This window comes from Variovorax sp. GW821-FHT10C12 (assembly GCF_059415405.1).
Map to the genome: position 1 here is coordinate 317,030 of NZ_JBWKNE010000001.1, position 24,075 is coordinate 341,104.

Consider the following 24,075-nt stretch of genomic DNA (forward strand, 5'->3'; position numbering starts at 1 on the left):
AAGTTGCTCCAGAGAAAAATTAGTTCAGGACGTAGTTGACGGGGGCGTCGTAAGACATGGCCTGCACCACGCCGTTGACCTTGCCGGGCACGAACCGGCATTTCATGATGTATTCCACGGCCGCCTCGTCGAGGCGGTCGAAGCCGCTGGATTTCTTGACCTCGGCACTCTTGGGCAGGCCGTCGGCGCCCACGAGCACGCGCACGATCACCTTGCCCTGCTCGCCGAGCCGCTTGCTCATGGCGGGGTAGACCGCCTTCGGGTTCTGCAAATAGTCGGCATTGCTCGACGGCAGCTGCACGGCGGGCGGCGCCGGGGGCGACGGCGGCGGTGCGGGTGGGGCTGGCGGCGCGGGCGGTGCTGGTGGAGCGGGCGGGGGCGGCGGCTCGGTGGTGCCCGAGGGCGCATTCGGCGCAGGCGTCGGCTTGGGTTCGCGGATGGCCTGCGGGCGCGGCGGCGGCGGTGCCTTGCTCACCTTGGGTTGCGGCGGCGGAGGAGGCGGGGGCGGTGGATCGGCCTTGGGTTTCGGCGGTTCGACGAACTGGCTCAGGATCTCGACGGGAATCACCACTTCGGCGGCCCGGCGCAGCAGGCCGCTTTGCAGCGCCCACAGCGCAGCGCCGTGAAAGAGGATCACACCGCCGGCAATGACGACAGTGCGCGACAGGCCGAGAAAGGAGGGAGGGGGGGCAAAGCGGTCAGACACGATCAACCATTCGAATGCGGGCACTACAAATCGTGCCCCGATTGCAGCAAAACCGCTACAGAGACGCTACTTGCGAAAAATCCACCAGACAGAGCCGGCGACGAGGATCAGGCTGCCGCCGAGAGCCGAGACGAGTTCCATGCTTTGCTTTCCTTGATGGAGTTGGCAAGCTGGATCGCTCTCGGCGCCGATTCGCAGTTCAAGGCGGCGACCGGGTGAGAGACACTGCACTGCGCCACGATGTCGCGGGCACAACCTTCACACTGGCCACACTGGGTGGCCACGCCGAGTTCGAACTGGACTTCGTCGAAAGTCATGCCCGCGCGCACATGACGTGCGATTTCACGGTCAGAGACTCGGCGGCAGACGCAAACGATCATGGCAGTGAAAGCGGCAGTTGGCTGGCTGTTGGATGTGACTCATTATAAATAAGAATCCATCGCATTTGCAATCACTATGACCGACATGCGGTCGGAGTTTGCAAGCCGGTGTTACACCTCGGCCCAGAGGCGCAGCAGGTTGTGATAGTGGCCGGTGAGCGCCACGGTTTCCTCGCATTCGCCCAGGCGGGCGCGCAGTTTCTGGATCGTCTGGTCAAGTTCGAACAGCATGCCGCGCTGGGCGTCGCTGCGCACCATGCTCTGCAGCCAGAAGAAGGAGCACACCCGCGCCCCGCGCGTGACCGGGTGCACGCGGTGCAGGCTGCTCGCCGGGTAAAGGATCAGGTCGCCGGCCGGCAGCTTCACTTCGTGCGAGCCGTAGGTGTCGATCACTTCCAGCTCGCCGCCCTCGTAATCTTCCGGATCGCTCAGGAAGAGGGTGCACGACAGGTCGGTGCGCAGCTGCTGGTTGCTGCCCGGCACCGCGCGCACCGAGCCGTCGACGTGCACACCGTAGTGCTCGCCGCCCTCGTAGCGGTTGAACAGCGGCGGCACGAAACGCGCCGGCAGCGCCGCCGAGAAGAACAGCGCGTGGCGCGACAGCGCGGCCAGGATGGTCGCGCCGAGTTCGCGCGAGACGGGCGAAGACTCCGGCAGCTGGCGGTTGCGCTTCACTTGCGCGCCTTGGTCTCCCACGGTTTCGCGGCCATCGACCCACTGGGTGGCGTCGAGCGCGGCGCGCATCTCGCGCACCTGGTCCGGGCTCAGCACGTCGGGCGCATGCAGCATCATTTCGGTGAACTCCACAAGAAAAAAGCCCCGGCGCGGGCCGGGGCTCGAGTGTCGCACCGCGCCTGCCGCAGGGGCCAGCGCAGAGGCGACGCGGTCGTCGGGATCAGAACGCGAAGTTCGCGGTGATCTTGGCCGAGCGAGGGATGCCCGGCGTGTAGCGGTAGCCGCTCTTGTTGATGGCAGCCGCGTACTGCTTGTCGAACACATTGGCGATGTTCAGCTGGATGTCGACGTTCTTGTTGATGCGGTACGACGCCATGGCATCGAACACCCAGTAGGCGTCGATGTAAGCCGGTGTGCCCACGGCGCCGTCGGTGCCGCGGTGCAGCTTGCCGTTGTAGCGCGCGCCGCCGCCGACCGTCAGGCCGAACGGGAACTGGTAGGTGGTCCAGGCCGTGAAGGAGTTCTTCGGCGTGTAGGTCAGCACGTTGGTGCCGTCGGCGGTGACGTTGGGGCCACTTTGCACCTTGGTGTCCATCGTTGTGAAGCCGGCGCTCATGCCCCAGCGTTCGGTGATGGTGCCCGCCACGCCCAGCTCGATGCCCTGCACGCGCTTCTTGCCGCTCTGGTAGTACAGCGCGGTGTTGGTCGGGTCCTGCACGACTTCGTTGGTCACGTCGGTGCGGTAGACCGCGCCGGTCAGCGACAGCTTGTCGTCCAGCACGTCCCACTTCGTGCCGACTTCGAAGGTCTTGGCCTTTTGCGGCAGGAAGTCGGTGCGCGCCGCGCTGCTGCCCGTGCCGGCGGCCGACAGCGAGAAGTTTGCGCCGCCCGGGGGCTGGGCCGAGGTGCCGTAGGCCGCATAGATGCTGCTGTTCTTCGCGGGCTTGTAGACCACGCCGATCTTGCCGGTGAACAGGTTGTCGGAGAGCTTGAGCGACGAGGGCACCAGCGTGCCGACCGGCAGGCCGGGGTTGGTCGCTGCGGTCGACAGCGTCGCGCTCTGGAACGAGGTGCTGTAGTGGTCGAAGCGCAGGCCGCCGGTGATCTGCCATTGCTCGTTGAGCTTGACGGTGTCGAAGGCGTACAGGCCGACTGTGTTGGTCACGCCCTTGCTGTCGGCGCCGCTGAGCATGCGGTTGTAGCCGTTCACGTAGGGGTTCGGCGCGTACAGGTTGGCCACGGGCCAGGCGCCGTTCTGCACGACCTTGCCGTTGAACGTCGCGCCGGGGCTGAAGTAGCCCAGGCTCGACTGCTCTTCACGGATCAGCTCGACGCCCGCGCTGAGCGAGTGGCTCAGGCTGCCGGTGTTGAACTTGGCGGTCACGTTCGTCTGGTTGACGAAGATCGTGTTTTCCTGGTTCTTGTTGGTCGGCAGGTTGCGCGTGGTCGTCCAGGTGGACGGCAGGCCCGGGATCGGCGTACTGAGGAACGCGGTGTTGCCCGAGGGCGGCGGGTTGCCGTTGGTGCCCAGGCCGCCGAGCATGAACGCCGTCAGCATGTAGTCCTGCTTCGTCTTGCCGTAGCGGGTGGTGTTGCGCAGCGTGACGTCGGGCGTGAAGTCGTGCTCCACGCGCGCGGTGAACATGTCGGCCGTCACCTTGTTGAAGTCGTAGGCGGTGCCGTAGAAATTCTTCGGATCAACCGGCGCCGCGTAGTTCAGGAAGCTGCGGCGACGTGCGCCGAGAGCGACCGGATCGGGGTTCGAATAGCTGGGCAGGCCGATGGTCGGCACGCCGCCATCGGGCACGTTGTCCTGGTCGACGTGCAGGTAGTCGAAGTAGAAGCGCGTGGGCGAATTCAGGCCGAGGGCGATCGACGGTGCAATGGCGGTGCGCTTGTTCTTGACGAAGTCGCGGCCGGGCACGCCCGAGTCTTCCATCGCCGCATTCAGGCGGAAGGCGGCGCCGATGCCGTTGGCGCTGCTGAGCGACTTGTTCCAGTCGATGCTGCCGCGCTTGTAGTCGGCGCTGCCGAAACCGAGCGAGCCCAGGAAGCTGTCTTCGAGCTTCGGCTTCTTGGTGACGAGGTTGATGTAGCCGGTGGGCGAGGTGCGGCCCACGTCGGTGCCCGACGGGCCCTTCACGACTTCGACCTGCTCGATGTTGAACATGTCGCGCGAGACCGAGCCCAGGTCGCGGATGCCGTCCACGAAGATGCTGCTGGAGCTGTCGAAGCCGCGCATGAACACGGCGTCGCCGGTGTTCGTGTTGCCGTTTTCGCCCAGGAAGAAGGTGCCGACGCCGGCGGTGTTGCGCAGCGCTTCGGTGAGCGTGGTCGCGCCCTGTTCGCGAATGATCTGTTCCTTGATCACCTGGATGGTCTGCGGCGTGTTCACCAGCGGGGCCGTGAACTTCGGGTTGGCCGAGGTGTCGGTCTTGTAGTCGGCGGCAGTCGAATCCTGCACGCGGACTTCAGGCAGGGCCCGCCCGGTCTGGGCAAAGGTGGCGGGGGCTGCGATGGCCAGCAGCGTGGCTGCGGCGGCACCCGACAGGTGAGGAACGGCGCGGGCGACGGCGTGTTTGCGGCTCTTGATAAAGGCCATGTTGTTTTCTCCAGAAAGGGCGGGCGGACAGGGCTCGGCTGGCTGGGTCCGCGTGGCGCGCTCTCCAGGGAGAAAAGGGCGGCAAGACTGGCTGGGTGAGCTGATTTGCGAAGGGTTTGCAAATCGATGCAAATGATATTGCTTCTCAATACCAAGGTGCTCGAAAGTGAATTTTTAACCTAAAAGTTTCTTTCGCCCCGTTGCCGGGACGCAACTGACGAGGCCGCGCGGGCCGTTCAGTAGACGTCGCGGCGGTAGCGCCCGTTGGCCGACAGTTCGGCCCAGAGGTCGTCGCCGGCGATCTGCCGCAGCGCCGCGTCCACGCCCGACGCCATGCCCTGCAGGCTGCCGCAGACATAGACGGCGGCGCCGTCGTGCAGCCAGGCCTGCAGCGTGTCGGCCACCTGCAGCAGGCGGTGCTGCACGTAGGAGCGCTCGGCTTGGTCGCGCGAGAACACCATGTCGAGCCGGGCGAGCGTGCCGTCGGCCTGCCAGGTCTCGATTTCCTTGCGGCAGAGGAAATCGTGGGCGGACTGGCGCTCGCCGAACACCAGCCAGTTGTCTTTCCGACCGGCGGCGGCGCGTGCGCGCAGGTGGGCGCGCAGGCCGGCCAGGCCGGTGCCGTTGCCGATCAGGATCAGCGGACGGTTCTCGTTGCCTTCGAGCCGGAAGCCGCGATGTGGCCGCAGGCGCAGCGCGACGGAGTCGCCGACCGAGAGCGTCGAGGTGAGCAGGCCCGACGCGGCGCCCATCGAGCCATCGGGATGCTGCTCCTGCCGCACGAGCAGTTGCAGCTCGCCGTCGGCGGGCAGGGAGGCGATCGAGTAGTCGCGTGGCCGCGCCGGATCGCTCGCGACGGCGACCTGAACCAGGTCGCCCGACGCCCAGTGCGGCAGGGTGCCGGCTTGCGGTGTGAGGCCGAGATGAAAGACGGGGCCGCCCGTGCTGCCGGCGTTGAGCAGTTCGCGCCGCGTGAGCCGCCAGGGGGCGAAGCTCGCCGGGGCATCGTCGCCGCCCTCCGGCGCATCGCCCCAGCGGGCGTGCCAATCGGCGAGCGCGGCGGGATCGCTGTTGTCGACCTCGATGGGATCGAAGTCGCGCACGGCGCCGGCCGAGTGGAGCCACGCATCGAGCGCGCGGCCGAAGCCGCAGAAATGGGCGTATTGGCGATCACCCAGCGCCAGCACGGCGTAGCGCAGCGAAGGCAGCGCCAGCGGCGCGCCCATCACACGCTCAGCGAACACGCTGGCGCCGTCGGGTGCATCGCCTTCGCCGTAAGTGCTGGCCACGAAGAGGGCGCGGCGGGCCGAGGCCAGCGTGGCGCTGTCGAGGGCGTTGAGGGCCATCACGCGCACCGCGGTGCCCGCTGCGCGCAGCCGTCGCGCGGTCTGCCACGCGATGGTTTCCGCCTGGCCGGTCTGGCTGGCGAACAGCACGAGGGTGGGTGACGTTTGCTCGCCGTCACCGGCCGAAAGTGCCGCGGCTTCGCGGGCGGCCGTGGCGTGCAGTCGTCGCTGGCGTGCGTAGATGCCCAGGCACAGCGCGGCATAGGCCGCGACCGTCGCGCTGGCCCCCAGCGCACGCCACAAGGTCTCGGTCATGCGCCGGTCTGCGCCTGCCACGCGCGCGTGGCGCGCTCCGTGAGCGCTCCGTCGTCGGCGCGGGAGATGAACAGGGCCGCGATGTCGCGTTGCTGCGCGAAGGCCAAGCCCTCGTCGGGGCCGAGCACGGTCAGCACGGTGGCGAGCGCATCCGCCTGCATGCACTGCGGGTGCAGCACGGTGACGCTGGCCAGCGGATGCGCCACCGGCTCGCCGTCGCGCGGATCGATGGTGTGCGACCAGCTGCGGCCTTCGATGGCGCGCCGGTGCCAGCGGTCGCCCGAGGTGGCCACGGCCATGTCGGCCAGCGCGATGCGTTGCGGGGTTGGCATCTCGGTGTCGACCTGCACCTGCCACGGCGCACCGCCAGGCCGCCGGCCGATGCCGCGCAGCTCGCCGCCGATCTCGAACAGCAGGTCGGTGAAGCCGAGCGCGCGCAGCGCGTCGACGCCATGGTCCACCGCGAAGCCCTTGGCGATGCCGGACAGGTCGAGCTGCGCGCCGCCGGGTTGCAGCAGCGTGTGATCGGTGGCATCGAATGCCAGCCGTTGCCAGCCGACGTTCGAATGGATCGTGGCCAGTGCGTCGGGCGACGGCAGGGCGTTGTCCTGCGCCGCCGCAGGTCCGAAGCCCCAGCGCGCCACCAAGGCACCGATCGTCGGATCGATCGCGCCGTCGCTGGCCTGTGCCCACGCGAGCGCGCACTGCATCACCTGCGCGAACTCCGCCGGCAGCGCATGGCGCGAACCGGCGGGCGCGGTGTTGAAGCGGCTGATGAGGGAGTCCGGCTCCCAGTGGCTCATCTGGTCGATCACGCGCGCGAGCGCGGCCTCGACCGCCTCGCGCACTTGCGCGAGCGGCAGCATCTGCGGGTTGTCGAAGCGCAGCGACCAGGTCGTGCCCATCGTCTGCCCGCCGAGCTGCTGGAGGCTGGCGGGATCGGCGGGACGAGGAACGGCTGCGTTGGCGTAGCCGCCCGCGCGCCAGGTGCTGAAGGAAAGGCCCAAGGAAAAACGCAGGGTCAGGGCATCACTTCCAGGGTGGCCGCGTAGCTCAGGCGGCGTTCCTTGGCTTGGGGCACGGTGGTCTTGCTGTCCTTGGTGCTGGCGTCGAGCCAGTACATGCCGGCGCTCGGCCAGGTCACGCTGAACTCGCCCTTGTCGTCGGTCTTGAGCTTGATCTCTTCGAGCTTGTCGCGGTACTGGGTGTTGCCGGCGGTCACGGTCACTTCGAGGTCCTTGGCGGGCTTGCCGTCCAGGTGCAGCGTGAAGGTGGCCTTCTCGCCCTTGGCCAGGTCGGTCGGGCTGCCGGCGGCAATCAGTTCCAGGCCCTGGCCGATGGGCTTGAGTGCCGAGGGCTTGCCGACGGTCACGAAGGTCTCGATGCGGCCGGCCGATTGGGTGATGGTCACGTCCTGCGCGTCGGCCGGGATTTCCTTGGCGATGGTTTCGGCGGTGCCGCGGGCGCGCTTGTTCTGGCCCGTGGCCTTGTCCTTCCAGGCGGCGAACGCCCCGTTGTTGACCACCGCGATGCGGTAGGTGCCCGGCTGGGCGACGTTCACGTCGAACACGTTGCGCAGCTTGAGCTTGGCCTCGGATTCCGGCTTGACCGCGCTGCCGTCGGGGGCGGTGATCTGCAGGCCATCCAGGCGCAGCGGCGCGTGGTTGGCGACGAACAGGTCGTTCGACACGGCCGCGTCGACGCTCACAGTGTCGGCCTTCGACAGCACGGTGGTCGAGGGCAGCAGCCAGGCGTTGTGCGCCTGGGTCACGGAAGCAACGGCCGAAAGGGCGAGGGCGAGGCCGGCGGCGCGCAGGGTGAAGCGGGTCATGGTTGTCCTTGGAATGAGAGAGGGGGGCGGATCGGTCGGAAGTCAGGGCTTGAGTTCGAGCTTGATCTCGCCGAGCTCTTCCTTGCCGGCGGCAACCGGTTGCGCGGCGGCGGTGGGCGGCCATTGGAACGGGATGGTCACGACCTCGCGGCCGCCGACTTCACGGGCGGCTTCCACCACCAGCTTGTAGGCGCCGGGCGCGAGCTTGGGCATGGCGCCCGAGCCTTCGGTGAAGCTCAGCTGGTGCTTGCCGGCAGGCTTGGAGGCGCCGGTCACGCCGTCGACCGGCACGGCCAGTTCACGGCCGCCGCGGCGCCACCACTGGCGCATGTCCTTGAGCCACTTGGTGCCTTCGCCTTCGGGGTTGTTGGTCTTGGTGCGCACGTCGTACCAGACGGCCAGCGTGCCGGCCATCGTGCTGTCGGCGCGTTCGATCCAGGTCGCCACGTAGGGGCGGTGGTACTCCGACACGTTGAGCCGGGGAATCTCGATGTTGACCGACAGGCCAGCGGCGATGGCCGGGGCCGCGAACAACGCCGACATGGCGATCGGTGCGAGCGAGTAGCGAAGGTGCACGGGAAAACCTCTTTCTTCCTGAATCAGCAAAGACAACGCACGGTCCGATCCGTCGATCGGACCGGTCAGTGAATGAACAGCAACGCGAGCAGCACCGGCACCACCAGCCCCATGCCCACCATGGGCCAGGTGAAGGGGCGGTTGCCCGCATGCATCTTGAGAATGAACAGCCCGGTGACCGAGAAGACCAGCGTGGCCGCCGCGAAGATGTCGATGAACCAGCTCCAGGCCGTGCCGGTGTTGCGGCCCTTGTGCAGGTCGTTGAAGTAGGAGAGCCAGCCGCGGTCGGTGCGCTCGTACTCGACCTCGCCCCCGGGCAGGCTCAGGCGCAGCCAGGCGTCGCCGCCGGGGCGGGGGAGCGACAGATAGATTTCGTCGTCGGACCACTCGGCCTGGCGGCCGGCGGTGTCGATGTCCCACTGCTTGCGCAGCCAGGTTTGCAGCTCGGCAGGAAGCGGGGCCTTGCCCTGCTGGGCCTTGGCGGCCGGCAGCTGTTGTTCGAGGCGGGCGCGCAGCGCATCGTCGACCGTGCCGTTGTGCGTGGTGACGACCGGCTTGGCCTCGATCTGGCCCGCGTGGTTGAGCGTGAAGCCCGTGACGCTGAACAGGATCATCCCGACGAGACAGATGGCGGAACTGACCCAATGCCACTCGTGGAGGGTCTTGAGCCAATAGGCGCGGCGGCGGTTGTCGGAACGGGCGGGGGCAGTCATCGAAAGCGCGAATTGTAGTTGCGCGAATGAGAATGACTGCTATTCAGTGGGTATAAAGTTAAGTAAAGGGCAATAAAAAACGGGGCCGAAGCCCCGTTTGTTTGCAATGCGGTTGCAGCGCTTACTCGAGCTCGCCCACCTGCAGCTGCAGGTAGTTCTGCAGGCCGACGCGGTCGATCAGGTCGATCTGCGTCTCGAGGAAGTCGATGTGCTCCTCGGTGTCGTCCAGGATCTCTTGCAGCAGGTCGCGCGAGACATAGTCACGCACCGATTCGCAATGCGCGATGCCGTCCTTGATGGTCGCTTGTGCGCCGGTTTCGGCGCCGAGGTCGCAGCGCAGCAGCTCGGGCACGTCTTCGCCGATGTTCAGCTTGCCCAGGTCCTGCAGGTTGGGCAGGCCGTCGAGCATGAAGATGCGGTCCATGAGCTTGTCGGCGTGCTTCATCTCGCCGATGGATTCCTCGTATTCCTTCTTCGCCAGCTTGTCCAGGCCCCAGTGCTTGAGCATGCGGTAGTGGAGGAAGTACTGGTTGATCGCGGTCAGCTCGTTCTTGAGCTGCGCCTGCAGGTGTTCGATGACTTTGGGGTCGCCCTTCATGATTATTTTCCTTGTTCTGAAAGCGGTGATTGTCGGAGGGGCGAACACACGCTTGCAAGCAAACCCATGCTGCGCCGGTCTGCATGCGTGTGATGGTGATACACGTTCGTATTGACCTGGCGCAAGGCGACGCGCGAGGCGATGGCAAACATAGCGGGTTCCAATACTTTCAATAGTTGATATCTATCAAAAATGATATATTGGTAGTTATACTCATGGCTCACGCTTATTTTTCCAACCGCAGCATCCAAGGAATCACATGTCCCTGATCAACACCGCAGTCCAACCTTTCAAGACCCAGGCTTACCTCAACGGCAAGTTCATCGATGTGTCCGACGAGACGCTCAAGGGCAAGTGGTCTGTGCTGATCTTCATGCCGGCGGCCTTCACCTTCAACTGCCCGACCGAAGTCGAAGACGCGGCCGACCACTACCCCGAGTTCCAGAAGCTGGGTGCCGAGGTCTACATCGTGACCACCGACACGCACTTCTCGCACAAGGTCTGGCACGACACGTCGCCGGCCGTCGGCAAGGCCAAGTTCCCCCTGGTGGGCGACCCGACCCACACGCTGACCAACGCGTTCGGCGTGCACATCCCCGAAGAAGGCCTGGCACTGCGCGGCACCTTCGTGATCAACCCCGACGGCATCATCAAGACCGCCGAAGTGCACTCCAACGAAATCGCCCGCGACGTCAAGGAAACCCTGCGCAAGCTCAAGGCAGCGGTCTACACCGCCGAGCACCCGAACGAAGTCTGCCCGGCCAAGTGGAATGACGGCGACAAGACCATCGCTCCGTCCTTCGACCTCGTCGGCAAGATCTAAGCGCCCCGCGCAAAGCCCGGGCGCTCACGAGGCCCCGGGCTTTTTTGTCCCCAGTTGATAGTTTCCAGTTATCGAAAGAGAGTCCGCCATGCTTGACGCCAGCACCAAAGCCCAATTGAAGAGTTACCTCGAACGCGCCACGCAGCCGATCGAGATCGTTGCCTCGCTCGATGACAGCAAGGCTTCGGGCGAAATGCTGTCGCTGCTGAAGGACGTGGCCGAAGTCTCGCCGCTGGTCACGCTGACCGAAAGCCGCGACGACAGCCACCGCAAGCCCTCGTTCTCGGTCAACCGCCCGAGCGAAAACCACGGCCCGCGCTTTGCCGGCCTGCCGATGGGCCATGAATTCACGTCGCTGATCCTTGCGCTGCTGCAGATCGGCGGCTACCCCCCGAAGGTCGAGCAGGCCGTGCTCGACCAGATCAAGGCGCTCGACGGCGACTTCGAGTTCGAGATCTACGTCTCGCTCACCTGCCACAACTGCCCCGACGTGGTCCAGGCGCTGAACCTGATGGCCATCCAGAACCCGCGCATCCGCACCACGATGATCGAGGGCGGCACCTTCCAGGACGAAGTCAAGGAACGCCAGATCATGGCCGTGCCGACCGTGTTCCTGAACGGCACCGAGTTCGGCCAGGGCCGCATGAGCCTGGAAGAAATCCTGGCCAAGATCGACACCAGCGGCGTCGAGCGCGAAGCCGCGAAGATCGCCGCCAAGGACGCCTTCGACGTGCTGATCGTCGGCGGTGGCCCCGCCGGTGCCGCAGCCGCGGTGTATGCCGCGCGCAAGGGCATCCGCACGGGCGTCGCCTCGGAGCGCTTCGGCGGTCAGGTGCTCGACACGCTGGGCATCGAGAACTTCATCTCGATCAAGGAAACCGAAGGCCCGAAGTTCGCCCACGCCCTCGAAGAGCATGTGCGCGACTACGACGTCGACATCATGAATCTGCAGCGCGCCAAGGCGCTGGTGCCGGGCAAGGACCTGATCGAGGTGCAGCTCGAAAGCGGCGCCTCGCTCAAGAGCAAGACGGTCATCATCTCGACCGGTGCCCGCTGGCGCAACATCAACGTGCCGGGCGAGCACGAGTTCAAGAACAAGGGCGTGGCCTACTGCCCGCACTGCGACGGTCCGTTGTTCAAGGGCAAGCGCGTGGCGGTGATCGGCGGCGGCAACTCGGGTGTCGAGGCGGCCATCGACCTGGCCGGCATCGTCGGCCACGTGACGCTGATCGAGTTCGACACGCAACTGCGCGCCGATGCCGTGCTGCAACGCAAGCTCAAGAGCCTGAAGAACGTCGACATCTTCACCAACGCGCAGACCACCGAGATCACCGGGGACCAGAAGGTCAACGGGTTGGTCTACAAGGACCGCGCATCGGGCGAGCTGAAGAAGGTCGAGCTCGAAGGCGTGTTCATCCAGATCGGCCTCGTGCCCAACACCGACTGGCTCAAGGGCACGGTCGAGCTCACGAAGCACGGCGAGATCGTCGTCGACGCGCGCGGCCAGACCTCGGTGCCCGGCGTGTTCGCGGCGGGTGACGTCACCACGGTGCCGTTCAAGCAGATCATCATCGCGGCCGGCGACGGCGCGAAGGCGGCGCTCGGTGCGTTCGACCACCTGATCCGCACGACGGCCCCTGCGTAAAGTAAGCCTTTGGCAAGCATTGATATCTTTCAATTGAGAATTATTCTCATACAATAAATGACCGGGCAATCACTGCCGATTGCCCCTCATTGCCAGCCAGGTCGCACACGCGCAGTGTTCTCTCTGCGCCTCAAGGTCCAGCAAGCAGTTCATCAACTGTTTTCTGGACCTTTTTCGTGGCCGCTCATTTCCCTCGACCGTCTTCCCCTCGACCCGCGCTGCTGCCCTGGCTGATCGCCTGCGCCTTCGGCATGGCCGCCGCGCCCGCGTGGTCCCAGCAACTCGCGGCGCTCGGCGAAGTGGTGGTGAGCGGATCGCGCTCGGAGCAGGCCAGGGACGACCTGCCGCTGAGCATCGAGGTCATTAACCGCCAGGACATCGAGAGCAAGCAGATCCACGACATCCGCGATGCCGTGCGCGACCTGCCCAACGTGTCGGTCAAGCGTTCGCCGGCGCGCTTCGGGCTGGCGCAGGGCAACACCGGCCGCGACGGCAACGCGGGCTTCAACATCCGCGGCCTGGACGGCAACCGTGTGCTGCTGCTGACCGACGGCATCCGCACGCCGCGCAGCTACGTGTTCAGCGCCAACGCGTTCGGGCGCGACTACTTCGACATCAGCCTCGTCGAGCGCATCGAGATCATCAAGGGCCCGGCCTCGGCGCTCTACGGCTCGGACGGCCTGGCCGGGTTGGTCAACTTCATCACCCGCGAGCCCTCGTCCTTCCTGCGCGAGGGCAAGACCTTCGGCGGCAGCGCCAACATCGGCTACAGCGGCGAAGACAACGGCGTGCGCGGCGGCGTCACGCTCGCGGGCAAGGCGAACGACGTGCTCGAGTGGCTCGTGTCCGCCAACCTGGGGCACGCCAGCGAACTCGAGAACCGGGGCTCGCTCAACGTGCCCAACCTCGACCGCACCACGCCCAATCCGCAGCGCGACCAGACCCGCTCGCTGCTGGCCAAGGCCATCCTCACGCCCAACGCCGACCAGCGCCACGCCTTCACCTTCGAGCACGTCGAGAAGAGCAGCCGCTACAACCTGCTGTCGGGCGTGGCCAAGCCGCCGTACGCGTCCACCTCGGTGATCGGCCTCAACGCCAAGACCGACCTGGACCGCGACCGCCTGACCTACGAAGGCCGGCTGCGCCTGAACAGCGTGGTGGCCGACAACCTGCTCGCCGTCGTGAGTTACCAGAAGGCCGGCTCGCGCGAGTACATCTACGAAGACCGCTTCACCGCGGCCGATCGCACGCGCGACGTCACCTACGACGAGAACACCTGGCAGTTCGGTCTGCAGGCCGACAAGACGATCCGCATGGGCAGCTGGGCCCAGAAGATCACCTACGGCCTGGACTACACGCGCACCAACGTCGAGAACCTGCAGACCGGCCTCGTGCCGCCGGCCGGCGAAAGCTACCCGCTCAAGCGCTTTCCCGACACGCGAGAAACCTCGAGCGCCTTCTACGTGCAGGACGAGTTCATCCACGACCGCTGGAGCATCACGCCCGGCATCCGCTTCGACCGCTTCTCGCTCGACGCGAAGCAGGCGGGCTTCAACGCGCAGGCCGTGTCGCTGTCGGGCTCGGCCGTGTCGCCCAAGCTGGGCGTACTGTTCCGCGCCACGCCGCAGTTCAGCGTGTACGGCAACTACGCCTCGGGCTTCAAGGCGCCCAATGCGTTCCAGGTGAACAACTTCTTCGAGAACGTGATCTCCGGCTACAAGACGATCCCGAACCCCAACCTCAAGCCCGAGAAGAGCCAGAACATCGAGCTGGGCGTGCGCGGGCGCACCGGCGTCCTGAGCTTCGACGTGGCCGCCTTCACCGGCGACTACAAGGACCTCATCGAGAACGACAAGCTCGTGGGCGGGCGCGGCATTCCGCGCATCGACCCGTTGATCTACCAGACCGTCAACGTCGGGCGCGCGCGCATCAGCGGCTTCGAGATCAAGGGCGAGCTCGACTTCACCGAGAACGGCAACGGCTTCTCCGTGCCCTTCGCCTACGGCCGCACGCAGGGCCGCGACCGCACCAACAACCGGCCGCTCAACTCGATCGATCCGCAGAAGTTCAGTGCCGGACTCAAGTACCAGGCGCCGGCCTGGAGCGTGCGCCTCGATGCGGTTCATCATGGCGCCAAGGAGTGGGAAGACGTCGATCGCAGCGAAGTGACCACGGGCCTGCAGTTCCGCACGCCGGCGGCCACCACGCTGGACATCAGCGCGCAGTGGCGCATCCGCAAGGACCTGCGCCTGAACGCGTCGGTGACCAACCTCACCAACAAGCGCTACTGGATGTGGAGCGATGTGCGCGGCGTGACGACCACCTCGGCCATCCGCGACGCCTACACCCAGCCGGGCCGCAGCTTCAACGTCTCGCTCGTGGCGGACTTCTGACGCGCACCGCCACTTCTCTCCAAACAAAGGACACCCGATGAATGCCGAAGACATCCGCACCCGTTTTGCCGAACTGCGCGCCAAGGGCATGCGCCACAAGGACGCCGCCGCGGCCCTGGGCCTGAGCGAAGGCACCGCCATCGTGGCGCACACGGGCGCACACGACAAGGCGCTGCGCGCCACGCGGCTGAAGGGCCCGTGGGTCGAGCTGCTGCAGGCGCTGGAGCTGTGCGGCCCCGTGCTGGCGCTCACGCGCAACGAGACCACGGTGCACGAGAAGACCGGCGTCTACGAGAAGGTGTCCGGCAGCGACGCGATGGGGCTCGCGCTGGGCGAGGCCATCGACCTGCGCCTGTTCTTCAGCCGCTGGCATGCGGGGTTCGCGGTCAGCGAGGCGGCGGCGAATGCCGGCGTGCCGCCCTCGCTGAGCCTGCAGTTCTTCAACCCGCAGGGCGTGGCGGTGCACAAGATCTTCGTGCGCGACGCGACCGACCGCGATGCGTTCCAGTCGGTCATCGACAGCTACACCGCCACACCCGACGAACCGGTGCAGTTCGTGCCCGTCGAGAAGAAGGCGGCGCCGCGCGACGACGCTGCCATCGATGCGGTCGCACTGGCTGAGGCCTGGCGCGGCATGCAGGACACGCACGAGTTCTTCGGGCTGCTCAACAAGTTCGACGTCGAGCGCCAGCAGAGCTTTCGCCTCACCGAGGGCGAGTTCACGCAGCGGGCCGAGACCGGCGCGGTGCGCGAGCTGCTGCTCGAGGCTTCGTTCGACGGCACGCCGATCATGGTGTTCGTCGGCAGCCCCGGCTGCATCCAGATCCATTCCGGGCCGGTCGTGCGCATCGAGCCGATGGAGATGCATGGCATGCAGTGGCTCAACGTGCTCGACCCCGGCTTCAACCTGCACCTGCGCGAAGACCGCATCGCGAGCGTGTGGATCGTCCAGAAGCCGACCAGCGACGGCATCGTGACCTCGGTCGAGGCCTTCGACGGCGAGGGCGAGTTGATGGCGATGTTCTTCGGCGCGCGCAAGCCGGGCGTGCCCGAGCGCGCCGAGTGGCGCCAGATCGTGGCCAAGCTCTCGCGCCTGGTCACTTCTGAGGTGCAAGCGCGATGAGTACCGAGGCCGTTCCGGGCGTGGTCGAGATCAAAGCCTTCGTGCCGGCGAAGGACTTCGCGCTGTCCGTGGCCTTCTACCAGGACCTGGGCTTCACGCTGGCCTCGAACGAGGACGGCATTGCGTACTTCTTCTGCGGCCAGAGCAGCTTCCTGCTGCAGGACTTCTACGTCCAGACCCACGCGGAGAACTTCATGATGCATCTGCTGGTCGACGACGCGCTGGCCTGGTGGGCGCGCGTACAGGCGCAGCGGCTGACCGAACGCTACGCCGTACAGACCACGCCACCCGCCGAACGCCCGTGGGGCATGGTCGATTTCACGTTGACCGACCCGAGCGGCGTGCTCTGGCGCATCGCACACAACATTCCCCGGCGCGGCTGACGCGCGTCTTTCTCTTTCGCTGTCCGTGACCCATGACTGAACCACGCGATTCCTCTTTTCTTTCTTCTTCCATGCCGCGTCGGCGTGATGCGCTGCGCCTGCTTTCTGCTGCAGCGCTCGGCGCGGGCGTGTGGCCCGCGTTCGCACAGGACAGCAAGCGCCTGCCGCGGCTGGTCACGGTCAGCGGTGCGATCACCGAGGTGGTCTATGCGCTCGGCGCCGAAGGCCAGCTGGTCGGCACCGACACGACCAGCCTGTTCCCCGCTGCCGCGCGCGCCACGCCCAAGGTGGGCTACATGCGCCAGCTGTCGGCCGAAGGGCTGCTGTCCCTGAAGCCCGACGCGATCATCGCGACCAACGAGTCGGGCCCGACCGTCGTGCTCGACCAGATCCGCACGGCCGGCGTGAAGGTCGAGATCATCGAGGCCGACCACAGCTGGGGCGAGGTGCAGCGCAAGGTGCAGGCCGTGGGCCGCGCCGCGGCCAAGGAGGCGCAGGCGCGCGAACTGCAGGCCCGGCTCGATGCCGAATGGGCGCAGGTGCTGCAGCGCATCGGCGGCGCGAACGGCCGCAAGCCGAAGGTGCTGTTCGTGCTGTCGCACAGCGCGAGCCCGCAGGTGTCCGGCGAGAAGACCGCAGCGCATGCGGTGATCGGTTTCGCGGGCGGCGTGAATGCGCTGGGCGGCTTCCACGGCTACCGGCCGATGACGGCCGAGGCCATGGCCAGCGCGGCGCCCGACATCATCCTCACGAGCACGCAGAGCATCGAGGCGCACGGCGGCGTCGAGCGCTTCTGGCAGCGGCCCGAGCTGGCGCTCACGCCGGCGTACAAGAAGCGTGCGCTGATCACGCAGGACGCCTTGCTGCTGCTGGGCTTCGGCCCGCGCCTGCCGGTCGCCATCGGCGAGCTGCACGACAAGTTCCAGGCCGCATTGGCATGAGCCAGCGCTTGGGGGCGCGGGCCGTGCTGGGCGGCAGCGCGGTGCTGCTCGTCGCAGCCTTCGCGGTGGGCGCCGTGTCGGGCGCCTACGCCATCAGTCTTTCGCAGCTCTGGAATGTGTTGACCTCGCTGGGGCAGGGTGCAAGCGGCCAGTCGCCCGAGCACCTCGTGTTCCTCAACATCCGCTTGCCGCGCCTGGTTCTCGGCGTGGCGGCGGGTGCGGGGCTCGGCATGGCGGGCACGCTGATGCAGGGGCTGTTCCGCAATCCGCTGGCCGACCCGGGGCTGATCGGGATCAGCAGCGGCGCGGCGCTGGCGGCCGGCGTCACCATCGTGCTGGGCGCCTCGTTCTGGCCGATGCTGCCGCGCACGCTCGGCAGCTGGACGCTGGTGCTCATGGCTTTCGGCGGTGGCTTCGTCGTGACCTTGTTGATCTACGGCCTGTCGCGCAGCGACGGCGGCACGCGCATGGCGCTGATGCTGCTGGCGGGCATCGCCATCAACGCGCTGGCCGGCGCCGGCCTCGGCTTGCTGAGCGTGATGGCGACCGACGAACAACTGCGCAGCCTGCAGTTCTGGTTGCTGGGCAGCCTGGGCGGCGCGCGCTGGAGCGCGGTCATCCTGGTGGGCGTGGCGGTGTTTCTCTCGTGCTGGGCCGCGGCATCGCTCGCCTCGCCACTGAACGCCATCGCGCTCGGCGAGGCGCAGGCGGCGCTGCTGGGTGTGGACGTCGAGCGCACCAAGCGACGCGCCGTGGTCATCACCGCGGTGGCTGTGGGCGCGGTGACGGCCACGACCGGGATCATCGGTTTCATCGGCCTGATCGCGCCGCACTGGGTGCGCATGGTGGCCGGGCCCGACCACCGCATCGTGCTGCCGGCATCGGCGCTGCTGGGCGCGGCGCTGGTGCTCGCGGCCGACACGGTGGCGCGCACCGTGATGGCGCCGGCCGAGCTGCCGCTGGGCGTGCTCACGGCTTTCATCGGCGTGCCGATGTTCCTCGTGATGCTGCGGCATTTCAGGGGGCGCATATGACGACGGCGAGGGGACACGGAGCGCTGGCGTGTGCCGCTGTCGAGGTGCGCATCGGCGCGAAGACGTTGCTGGCGAATGCATCGGTCGAACTGGCGCCGGGCCGCGTGACCGCGATCCTCGGCCCGAACGGCGCAGGCAAGTCGACGCTGCTGTCGGTGCTGGCCGGCCAGCGTGAGCCTACGCAGGGCAGGGCGATGCTCGACGGCCGGCCACTGTCAGACCACGGCATGCCCACGCTGGCATTGCGCCGGGCCCTGATGCCGCAGGAAAGCGCGGTCGCCTTCGACTTCACGGCGCAGGACATCGTCGCGCTCGGCCGCTACCCGCACCGCCGCGCACCGACCCGCGACGAGGACGCGATCATGGCCGAGGCGATGGCGCTGACCGACGTCACGGCGCTGGCGCCGCGCATCCTCAACACGCTGTCGGGCGGCGAGAAGGCGCGGGTTCACCTGGCGCGGGCGCTGGCCCAGCTCTGGCATCCACGCCCCGACGGCGCGAGCCGCTGGCTGCTGCTCGACGAGCCGACCGCGGCACTGGACCTCGCGCACCAGCATTCGGCGATGCGCCTGCTGCGCGCCTGGGCGGCGCGGGGTGTGGGCGTGGTGGCTGTGCTGCACGACCTGAACCTCGCGCGGCGCTATGCCGATGAGGTCGTGGTGCTGGGCGCACCCGGCGGCCTGCGCCAAGGGGCGACCGCCGACGTGCTGCAGCCCGCGCTGATCGAGGCCGTCTGGCGCATGCCCTGCCAACCGGTGACCGGCGCGGACGGCGTCACGCAGTATCTGTTCGGATAGCCCGTCGGGCGGGCGGTGCTTGCTACTGAAAAGCTAGCAGATCAGTAGACCAACCGCTCCGGCCGCAGCTCCTGCAGGATCGTCGTCGCGATTTCCTCGATCGACTTGGTGGTCGTCGAGAGCCAGCGGATGCCGGCGCGCCGCATCATGGCCTCGGCCTCGCTGATTTCGTGGCGGCAGTTCTCCAGGCTGGCGTAGCGCGAGTTGGGCCGGCGTTCGTTGCGGATTTCGCTCAGCCGCTCGGGCTGGATCGTCAGGCCGAAGATCTTCTTGCGGTGCGGGCTCAGCGCCGGCGGGAGCTGGCGGCGGTCGAAGTCTTCGGGAATCAGCGGGTAATTGGCCGCCTTCAGGCCGTGCTGCATCGCCAGGTAGAGCGAGGTGGGCGTCTTGCCGCTGCGGCTCACGCCGACCAGGATCACGTCGGCGCCTTCCAGGTCGCGGTGGCTCTGGCCGTCGTCGTGCTGCAGGCTGAAGTCGATGGCCGCGATGCGGTCGTTGTAGGCCTTGCTCTTGCTGACGTCGCTGAAGCGGCCGATGCGGTGGTTCGACTTCATGGCCAGCTCGATTTCGAGCGGCCGAACGAAGGTGCCGAACATGTCGAGCAGCATGCCCTTGCAGCCGGTTTCGATCACGCCCAGCACGTCCATGTTGGCCAGCGTGGTGAAGACGATGGGCCGAACGCCCTCGACTTCGGCCGTGTGGTTGATCTGCCGCACCGCCTGGTGCGCCTTGTCGACCGTGTCGGTGAACGGCAGCCGCACGTGGCGCGGCTTCATCTCGAACTGGGCCAGAACGGCGTTGCCGAAGGTTTCGGCGGTGATGCCGGTGCCGTCGGAGACGAAGAAAACAGTGCGTGTATGCATGGTGTTGCTTTTGCGGCGGAGTCCTGCGGCGCGCGCGACCTGCCACGCCTACAATCCGGGCCATTATCGGGAATCCGCTTTCCCCACCCCCTCGAATTCTTTCCATGCACACCGCGACCGCACCCAAAGCAACGACAACGATCGTGCTGCGCCGTCTGCATGCAGCGCCGGTTTCAACTTCTGGAGCTTCCCCATGTCTGCACTTTTCGAGGCGACCGCACTGGTCGTGCCATTTGAAAACCTGAGGATGACCGACGTCGAGTCGGTTGGCGGCAAGAACGCCAGCCTCGGCGAAATGATCTCGCAGCTGCCACAGGGCGTGCGCGTGCCGACCGGTTTTGCGACCACGGCCCACGCGTTCCGCCAGTTCCTGGCGCACGACGGCCTGGCCGACAAGATCAGCAAGCGCCTGGCCGCGCTGGACACCGAAGACGTGCGCGCCCTGGCCACGGCCGGCGCCGAAATCCGCGCCATGGTCGAGGCCCAGCCATTCCCGGCCGACCTGCAGAAAGCCATCGGCGAGGCCTTCGCCACGCTGAGCGCCGGCAACCCCGCCGCCTCGTTCGCCGTGCGTTCCTCGGCCACCGCCGAAGACCTGCCCGACGCCTCGTTCGCCGGCCAGCAGGAAACCTTCCTGAACGTGGTCGGCATCGACGACGTGTTGCACAAGATGAAGGAGGTGTTCGCCTCCCTCTACAACGACCGCGCCATCAGCTACCGCGTGCACAAGGGCTTCGAGCACGACGTGGTGGCGCTCTCGGCCGGCGTGCAGCGCATGGTGCGCTCCGACCTCGGTGCCGCCGGCGTGATGTTCACCATCGACACCGAGTCGGGCTTCGACCAGGTCGTGTTCATCACCTCGAGCTACGGCCTGGGCGAGACGGTGGTGCAGGGCTCCGTGAATCCCGACGAGTTCTACGTGCACAAGCCGACCCTCAAGGCCGGCAAGAAGGCCGTCATCCGCCGCAACCTCGGCTCCAAGCTGATCCAGATGGAGTTCGCCACGCCTGAAGAGAAGAAGGCGAGCGGCAAGCTGGTCAAGACCACCGACGTCAAGGCCGAGCAGCGCAACCGCTATTCGCTGAGCGACGCCGACGTCGAGCAACTGGCCCGCTACGCGCTGGTGATCGAAGAACACTACGGCCGCCCGATGGACATCGAGTGGGGCAAGGACGGCACCGACGGCCACCTCTACATCCTGCAGGCGCGTCCCGAAACGGTGAAGAGCCAGCAGCAGGGCAAGGCCGAGCAGCGCTACAAGCTGCTGGGCAAGGGCGCCGTGCTGGCCGAAGGCCGAGCCATCGGCCAGAAGATCGGCACCGGCGCCGTGCGCATCGTGCACAACATCAGCGAAATGGACCAGGTGCAGGCCGGTGACGTGCTCGTCACCGACATGACCGACCCCAACTGGGAACCGGTGATGAAGCGCGCCGCCGCCATCGTCACCAACCGTGGCGGACGCACCTGCCACGCGGCCATCATTGCGCGCGAACTCGGCATTCCGGCCGTGGTCGGCTGCGGCGACGCCACCGACCTGCTCAAGGACGGCACGCTCGTCACCGTGAGCTGCGCCGAGGGCGACACCGGCTTCATCTACGACGGCCTGCTCGAGACCGAAGTGACCGAAGTGCAGCGCGGCGTGATGCCCGAGATCGACCTGAAGATCATGATGAACGTGGGCAACCCCCAGCTCGCCTTCGACTTCGCGCAGCTGCCGAACCACGGCGTGGGCCTGGCCCGCCTCGAGTTCATCATCAACAACAACATCGGCGTGCACCCGAAGGCGATCCTCGACTACCCGAACGTCGACAACGACCTGAAGAAGGCCGTCGAGTCGGTGGCCCGCGGCCATGCCTCGCCGCGCGCGTTCTACGTCGACAAGGTGACCGAGGGCGTCGCGACCATTGCCGCCGCGTTCTGGCCCAAGCCCGTCATCGTGCGCCTCTCGGACTTCAAGTCGAACGAGTACCGCAAGCTGATCGGCGGCAGTCGCTACGAGCCCGAAGAGGAAAACCCGATGCTGGGCTTCCGCGGCGCCGCGCGCTACCTGAGCGCCGACTTCGGCGAGGCCTTTGCCATGGAATGCGAGGCGCTCAAGCGCGTGCGCAACGACATGGGCCTGACCAACGTGCAGATCATGGTGCCCTTCGTGCGCACGCTGGGCCAGGCCGAGCGCGTGACCACGCTGCTGGGCGAGCACGGCCTGAAGCGCGGCGAAAACGCGCTCAAGCTGATCATGATGTGCGAGGTGCCGAGCAATGCCGTGCTGCCGGAAGAGTTCCTGAAGTTCTTCGACGGCTTCTCGATCGGTTCGAACGACCTGACCCAGCTCACGCTGGGCCTGGACCGCGACTCCGGCCTCGAGCTGCTGGCAGCCGACTTCGACGAGCGCGACCCGGCCATCAAGGCGCTGCTGAGCCGCGTCATCAAGGCCTGCAAGGACCAGGGCAAGTACGTCGGCATCTGCGGCCAGGGCCCCAGCGACCATCCCGATTTCGCACTGTGGCTGGCGGAGCAGGGCATCGAATCGATCTCGCTGAACCCGGACAGCGTGATCGACACCTGGCAGCAGCTGGCCCAGCGAGGCTGAGTCCACGCGCGGCGGGCATGCCCCAAGGCATGCGCCGCCGCGTGATGCACCGCGGCGAATGGCGGAAATCCCCATGGGGGATTCCCCCGTGCCCGCTCGTGCAAATGAAACAAAGTGCGTTTCCGGTGTCAGACTCGTGACATTCGCAGGCGGCGCACCCCGGCTGCCTGCCTGAGGCGACGCCGGCCCATCAGGGCCCGTGTCAGCACTTCGCCGGAGACCCCCATGATTCTTGTCAAGACGGAAGCCGGACAGCAGGTCCTCAAGGACCGCTCGGTGCCGTTGACGCCGCGCCAGCGCTCGGCGTTCATCCAGTTCGACGGCAAGCGCTCGATCGACGACGTGCTGGGCTCGGGCCTGGGCATCGGGCGTGAAGAGGTCGATCAGATGATCGCGCTGGGCCTGCTGGCGCCCCTGGACGGCCAGCCGGCTGCGGCGCCCGCAGCCGTGGCGGCGGCCCCGGCGCCTGCTGCATCTTCCTCCGGCCGCAGCCGGCAGCAGCGCTACAAGGATGCGTACCCGATCGCCACCCAGCTGACCGGCAGCCTGGGCCTGATGGGCTTCCGGCTCAACCTCCAGGTCGAAGGCACGACCAGCTACGAAGACCTCCTGGCGCTGGCGCCCAAGATCCGCGCCGCCGTCGGCGCGGAGAAGGCCGCCGCTCTCGACAAGGCCCTCAACGACTGAGGCTCCTTGCCGGATCGCGCAAGACAGGGCTATAATCGCCGGCTTTGCCTTGCCATACCGCGCCCGACGCTGCGGATGGCTTTTCCTCTTCTACGGAAGAATCCACAAGGAGTGCCATGCGTCACTACGAAATCATCTTGCTCATCCACCCGGATCAGAGCGAACAAGTTCCGGCCATGCTGGAGCGTTACAAGGGCCTGATCACGGCCGGCGGCGGCAAGGTCCACCGCGTTGAAGACTGGGGCCGCCGTCAGCTGGCTTACCAGATCAACAAGCTCAACAAGGCCCACTACCTGTGCGTCAACATCGAAGCTGAACAAGCCGTGATGGGTGAACTGGAACACGCGTTCAAGTTCAACGATGCCGTGCTGCGTCACCTGACCGTTCAGAAGAAGAAGGCCGACACCGGTCCTTCGTCGATGATGAAGACGGTCGAGCGCGAAGAGGCCCGCAAGGCCCAGCAGGCCGAATACGCCGCCAACAACAACTGATGGCGTGACGGCTGCCGCTGCGGCGACCGGGGTCAACCAGCTTCTGCTGACCGCCTCTGTCGCCGAACTCGGAACCCTGCGATACACGCCAGCCGGCCTGCCCGCCCTCGATCTGAAGCTCGACCATGAGTCGACGCTCCAGGAGGCGGGAAAGCCCCGGCAGGTGAAGACGGCCCTCAAGGCCGTTGCGTTCGGCGCCATCGCCGAGCGGCTCGCAGCGCAGTCGATGGGAAGTCTCTGGCGATTCCAGGGGTTTCTCGCGACACCGGGCAACGGCAAGCATCCGGTCCTGCACATCCAGGATTTTCAGCAAGATTAATTTTCGACAAGAGGTCCCCCAATGGCCACGTTCAAGAAATTCAACAAAGACAAGCGCCCGAAGCGCAACACCCAGTCGCTGCTGTTCAAGCGCAAGCGCTTCTGCCGTTTCACCGTCGCTGGCGTCGAAGAAATCGACTACAAGGACATCGACACGCTGCGTGACTTCATCAGCGAAAACGGCAAGATCATCCCCGCACGCCTGACCGGCACGCGCGCGATCTACCAGCGTCAGCTGAACACCGCCATCAAGCGCGCGCGCTTCCTGGCCATGGTGCCGTACAGCGACCAGCACCGCGTCTAAG

The 24,075-nt window shown here is 66.7% G+C and carries 24 protein-coding genes; 13 read left to right on the forward strand and 11 right to left on the reverse strand.

Annotation, left to right across the window (positions count from 1 at the left end; translation table 11 throughout):
* Positions 1–19 precede the first annotated feature (19 nt).
* The 10 genes from AC07OH_RS01475 to bfr all read right to left on the reverse strand — a co-directional run bounded on the left by AC07OH_RS01475 (position 20) and on the right by bfr (position 9,682).
* Positions 20–709 (reverse strand): energy transducer TonB, encoded by a 690-nt coding sequence (locus tag AC07OH_RS01475; RefSeq protein ID WP_489057664.1) that lies wholly within the window; start codon positions 707–709, stop codon positions 20–22.
* Positions 710–813: 104 nt separating this feature from the next.
* The gene (locus AC07OH_RS01480; RefSeq protein ID WP_062473051.1) at positions 814–1,086 is read right to left on the reverse strand and encodes a (2Fe-2S)-binding protein; all 273 of its coding nucleotides are present in this window, start codon (positions 1,084–1,086) and stop codon (positions 814–816) included.
* Between the two features lie 111 nt (positions 1,087–1,197).
* A complete protein-coding gene (locus AC07OH_RS01485) occupies positions 1,198–1,878 on the reverse strand; it encodes a Fe2+-dependent dioxygenase (RefSeq protein ID WP_495299330.1) in 681 nt (226 codons plus the stop codon).
* A gap of 103 nt (positions 1,879–1,981) precedes the next feature.
* Positions 1,982–4,363, reverse strand: a complete 2,382-nt coding sequence (locus AC07OH_RS01490; protein ID WP_495299331.1) for a catecholate siderophore receptor Fiu — start codon at positions 4,361–4,363, stop codon at positions 1,982–1,984.
* Between the two features lie 236 nt (positions 4,364–4,599).
* Complete coding sequence (locus tag AC07OH_RS01495) at positions 4,600–5,964, reverse strand: sulfite reductase subunit alpha (RefSeq protein ID WP_495299332.1); 1,365 nt, start codon at positions 5,962–5,964, stop codon at positions 4,600–4,602.
* Complete coding sequence (locus AC07OH_RS01500; protein ID WP_495299333.1) at positions 5,961–6,971, reverse strand: FAD:protein FMN transferase; 1,011 nt, start codon at positions 6,969–6,971, stop codon at positions 5,961–5,963. The genes AC07OH_RS01495 and AC07OH_RS01500 overlap by 4 nt, the downstream gene beginning before the upstream one ends.
* Positions 6,972–6,985: 14 nt before the next feature.
* Positions 6,986–7,795 carry a DUF4198 domain-containing protein gene (locus AC07OH_RS01505; RefSeq protein WP_495299334.1) on the reverse strand — a complete coding sequence of 270 codons (810 nt, stop codon included), beginning with the start codon at positions 7,793–7,795 and terminating at the stop codon, positions 6,986–6,988.
* Between the two features lie 42 nt (positions 7,796–7,837).
* Positions 7,838–8,338, reverse strand: a complete 501-nt coding sequence (locus AC07OH_RS01510) for a DUF2271 domain-containing protein (RefSeq protein WP_174543631.1) — start codon at positions 8,336–8,338, stop codon at positions 7,838–7,840.
* A gap of 98 nt (positions 8,339–8,436) precedes the next feature.
* Complete coding sequence (locus tag AC07OH_RS01515; RefSeq protein WP_495299335.1) at positions 8,437–9,084, reverse strand: PepSY-associated TM helix domain-containing protein; 648 nt, start codon at positions 9,082–9,084, stop codon at positions 8,437–8,439.
* Positions 9,085–9,205: 121 nt separating this feature from the next.
* Positions 9,206–9,682 (reverse strand): bacterioferritin, encoded by a 477-nt coding sequence (gene bfr / locus AC07OH_RS01520; protein ID WP_062473038.1) that lies wholly within the window; start codon positions 9,680–9,682, stop codon positions 9,206–9,208.
* Positions 9,683–9,941: 259 nt separating this feature from the next.
* On the opposite strand from bfr, the gene ahpC reads away from it, so the two are divergent.
* From ahpC to AC07OH_RS01560, 8 genes are all read left to right on the forward strand, one after another.
* The gene (gene ahpC, locus AC07OH_RS01525) at positions 9,942–10,505 is read left to right on the forward strand and encodes an alkyl hydroperoxide reductase subunit C (protein WP_062473036.1); all 564 of its coding nucleotides are present in this window, start codon (positions 9,942–9,944) and stop codon (positions 10,503–10,505) included.
* A gap of 88 nt (positions 10,506–10,593) precedes the next feature.
* Positions 10,594–12,150, forward strand: a complete 1,557-nt coding sequence (ahpF, locus tag AC07OH_RS01530) for an alkyl hydroperoxide reductase subunit F (RefSeq protein WP_095950792.1) — start codon at positions 10,594–10,596, stop codon at positions 12,148–12,150.
* A 176-nt stretch (positions 12,151–12,326) separates the two neighbouring features.
* Complete coding sequence (locus tag AC07OH_RS01535) at positions 12,327–14,543, forward strand: TonB-dependent hemoglobin/transferrin/lactoferrin family receptor (RefSeq protein ID WP_495299336.1); 2,217 nt, start codon at positions 12,327–12,329, stop codon at positions 14,541–14,543.
* Between the two features lie 37 nt (positions 14,544–14,580).
* Positions 14,581–15,666: a hemin-degrading factor gene (locus tag AC07OH_RS01540; RefSeq protein ID WP_495299337.1), complete on the forward strand. Its 1,086-nt coding sequence runs from the start codon at positions 14,581–14,583 to the stop codon at positions 15,664–15,666.
* On the forward strand, positions 15,663–16,049 hold the full coding sequence (locus AC07OH_RS01545; protein ID WP_495299338.1) for a VOC family protein: 387 nt from the start codon (positions 15,663–15,665) through the stop codon (positions 16,047–16,049). The genes AC07OH_RS01540 and AC07OH_RS01545 overlap by 4 nt, the downstream gene beginning before the upstream one ends.
* Before the next feature lie 71 nt (positions 16,050–16,120).
* Positions 16,121–16,990 carry a heme/hemin ABC transporter substrate-binding protein gene (locus AC07OH_RS01550; RefSeq protein WP_495299339.1) on the forward strand — a complete coding sequence of 290 codons (870 nt, stop codon included), beginning with the start codon at positions 16,121–16,123 and terminating at the stop codon, positions 16,988–16,990.
* The gene (locus AC07OH_RS01555) at positions 16,987–18,024 is read left to right on the forward strand and encodes a FecCD family ABC transporter permease (RefSeq protein WP_495299340.1); all 1,038 of its coding nucleotides are present in this window, start codon (positions 16,987–16,989) and stop codon (positions 18,022–18,024) included. Before AC07OH_RS01550 ends, AC07OH_RS01555 begins: the two co-directional genes overlap by 4 nt.
* A complete protein-coding gene (locus AC07OH_RS01560) occupies positions 18,021–18,821 on the forward strand; it encodes a heme ABC transporter ATP-binding protein (RefSeq protein ID WP_495299341.1) in 801 nt (266 codons plus the stop codon). Before AC07OH_RS01555 ends, AC07OH_RS01560 begins: the two co-directional genes overlap by 4 nt.
* Positions 18,822–18,862: 41 nt before the next feature.
* On the opposite strand, the gene ppsR is transcribed toward AC07OH_RS01560, so the two are convergent.
* Positions 18,863–19,684: a posphoenolpyruvate synthetase regulatory kinase/phosphorylase PpsR gene (ppsR, locus tag AC07OH_RS01565; RefSeq protein ID WP_062473023.1), complete on the reverse strand. Its 822-nt coding sequence runs from the start codon at positions 19,682–19,684 to the stop codon at positions 18,863–18,865.
* A 193-nt stretch (positions 19,685–19,877) separates the two neighbouring features.
* Between ppsR and ppsA the strand changes: the two genes are divergently transcribed.
* The 5 genes from ppsA to rpsR all read left to right on the forward strand — a co-directional run bounded on the left by ppsA (position 19,878) and on the right by rpsR (position 24,074).
* The gene (ppsA, locus tag AC07OH_RS01570; RefSeq protein WP_495299342.1) at positions 19,878–22,274 is read left to right on the forward strand and encodes a phosphoenolpyruvate synthase; all 2,397 of its coding nucleotides are present in this window, start codon (positions 19,878–19,880) and stop codon (positions 22,272–22,274) included.
* 225 nt (positions 22,275–22,499) lie between these two features.
* Positions 22,500–22,961: a hypothetical protein gene (locus AC07OH_RS01575; protein ID WP_495299343.1), complete on the forward strand. Its 462-nt coding sequence runs from the start codon at positions 22,500–22,502 to the stop codon at positions 22,959–22,961.
* A gap of 116 nt (positions 22,962–23,077) precedes the next feature.
* The gene (gene rpsF / locus AC07OH_RS01580; RefSeq protein WP_062473016.1) at positions 23,078–23,452 is read left to right on the forward strand and encodes a 30S ribosomal protein S6; all 375 of its coding nucleotides are present in this window, start codon (positions 23,078–23,080) and stop codon (positions 23,450–23,452) included.
* Between the two features lie 4 nt (positions 23,453–23,456).
* Positions 23,457–23,771, forward strand: coding sequence for a primosomal replication protein N (gene priB, locus AC07OH_RS01585; protein WP_062473014.1), 315 nt, complete (start codon positions 23,457–23,459; stop codon positions 23,769–23,771).
* A 21-nt stretch (positions 23,772–23,792) separates the two neighbouring features.
* Positions 23,793–24,074: a 30S ribosomal protein S18 gene (rpsR, locus tag AC07OH_RS01590; protein ID WP_007830781.1), complete on the forward strand. Its 282-nt coding sequence runs from the start codon at positions 23,793–23,795 to the stop codon at positions 24,072–24,074.
* The last annotated feature ends 1 nt before the right edge of the window (position 24,075 follow it).

What these genes read in the sequence shown, in the direction of transcription:
- AC07OH_RS01480 (WP_062473051.1), bottom strand. Translation starts at nt 1,086, where the DNA reads ATGATCGTTTGCGTCTGCCGCCGAGTCTCTGACCGTGAAATCGCACGT.
- AC07OH_RS01485 (WP_495299330.1), bottom strand. Translation starts at nt 1,878, where the DNA reads ATGATGCTGCATGCGCCCGACGTGCTGAGCCCGGACCAGGTGCGCGAG.
- AC07OH_RS01490 (WP_495299331.1), bottom strand. Translation starts at nt 4,363, where the DNA reads ATGGCCTTTATCAAGAGCCGCAAACACGCCGTCGCCCGCGCCGTTCCT.
- AC07OH_RS01495 (WP_495299332.1), bottom strand. Translation starts at nt 5,964, where the DNA reads ATGACCGAGACCTTGTGGCGTGCGCTGGGGGCCAGCGCGACGGTCGCG.
- AC07OH_RS01505 (WP_495299334.1), bottom strand. Translation starts at nt 7,795, where the DNA reads ATGACCCGCTTCACCCTGCGCGCCGCCGGCCTCGCCCTCGCCCTTTCG.
- AC07OH_RS01510 (WP_174543631.1), bottom strand. Translation starts at nt 8,338, where the DNA reads ATGTCGGCGTTGTTCGCGGCCCCGGCCATCGCCGCTGGCCTGTCGGTC.
- AC07OH_RS01515 (WP_495299335.1), bottom strand. Translation starts at nt 9,084, where the DNA reads ATGACTGCCCCCGCCCGTTCCGACAACCGCCGCCGCGCCTATTGGCTC.
- bfr (WP_062473038.1), bottom strand. Translation starts at nt 9,682, where the DNA reads ATGAAGGGCGACCCCAAAGTCATCGAACACCTGCAGGCGCAGCTCAAG.
- ahpC (WP_062473036.1), top strand. Translation starts at nt 9,942, where the DNA reads ATGTCCCTGATCAACACCGCAGTCCAACCTTTCAAGACCCAGGCTTAC.
- ahpF (WP_095950792.1), top strand. Translation starts at nt 10,594, where the DNA reads ATGCTTGACGCCAGCACCAAAGCCCAATTGAAGAGTTACCTCGAACGC.
- AC07OH_RS01540 (WP_495299337.1), top strand. Translation starts at nt 14,581, where the DNA reads ATGAATGCCGAAGACATCCGCACCCGTTTTGCCGAACTGCGCGCCAAG.
- AC07OH_RS01545 (WP_495299338.1), top strand. Translation starts at nt 15,663, where the DNA reads ATGAGTACCGAGGCCGTTCCGGGCGTGGTCGAGATCAAAGCCTTCGTG.
- AC07OH_RS01550 (WP_495299339.1), top strand. Translation starts at nt 16,121, where the DNA reads ATGCCGCGTCGGCGTGATGCGCTGCGCCTGCTTTCTGCTGCAGCGCTC.
- AC07OH_RS01555 (WP_495299340.1), top strand. Translation starts at nt 16,987, where the DNA reads ATGAGCCAGCGCTTGGGGGCGCGGGCCGTGCTGGGCGGCAGCGCGGTG.
- AC07OH_RS01560 (WP_495299341.1), top strand. Translation starts at nt 18,021, where the DNA reads ATGACGACGGCGAGGGGACACGGAGCGCTGGCGTGTGCCGCTGTCGAG.
- ppsR (WP_062473023.1), bottom strand. Translation starts at nt 19,684, where the DNA reads ATGCATACACGCACTGTTTTCTTCGTCTCCGACGGCACCGGCATCACC.
- ppsA (WP_495299342.1), top strand. Translation starts at nt 19,878, where the DNA reads ATGTCTGCACTTTTCGAGGCGACCGCACTGGTCGTGCCATTTGAAAAC.
- AC07OH_RS01575 (WP_495299343.1), top strand. Translation starts at nt 22,500, where the DNA reads ATGATTCTTGTCAAGACGGAAGCCGGACAGCAGGTCCTCAAGGACCGC.
- rpsF (WP_062473016.1), top strand. Translation starts at nt 23,078, where the DNA reads ATGCGTCACTACGAAATCATCTTGCTCATCCACCCGGATCAGAGCGAA.
- rpsR (WP_007830781.1), top strand. Translation starts at nt 23,793, where the DNA reads ATGGCCACGTTCAAGAAATTCAACAAAGACAAGCGCCCGAAGCGCAAC.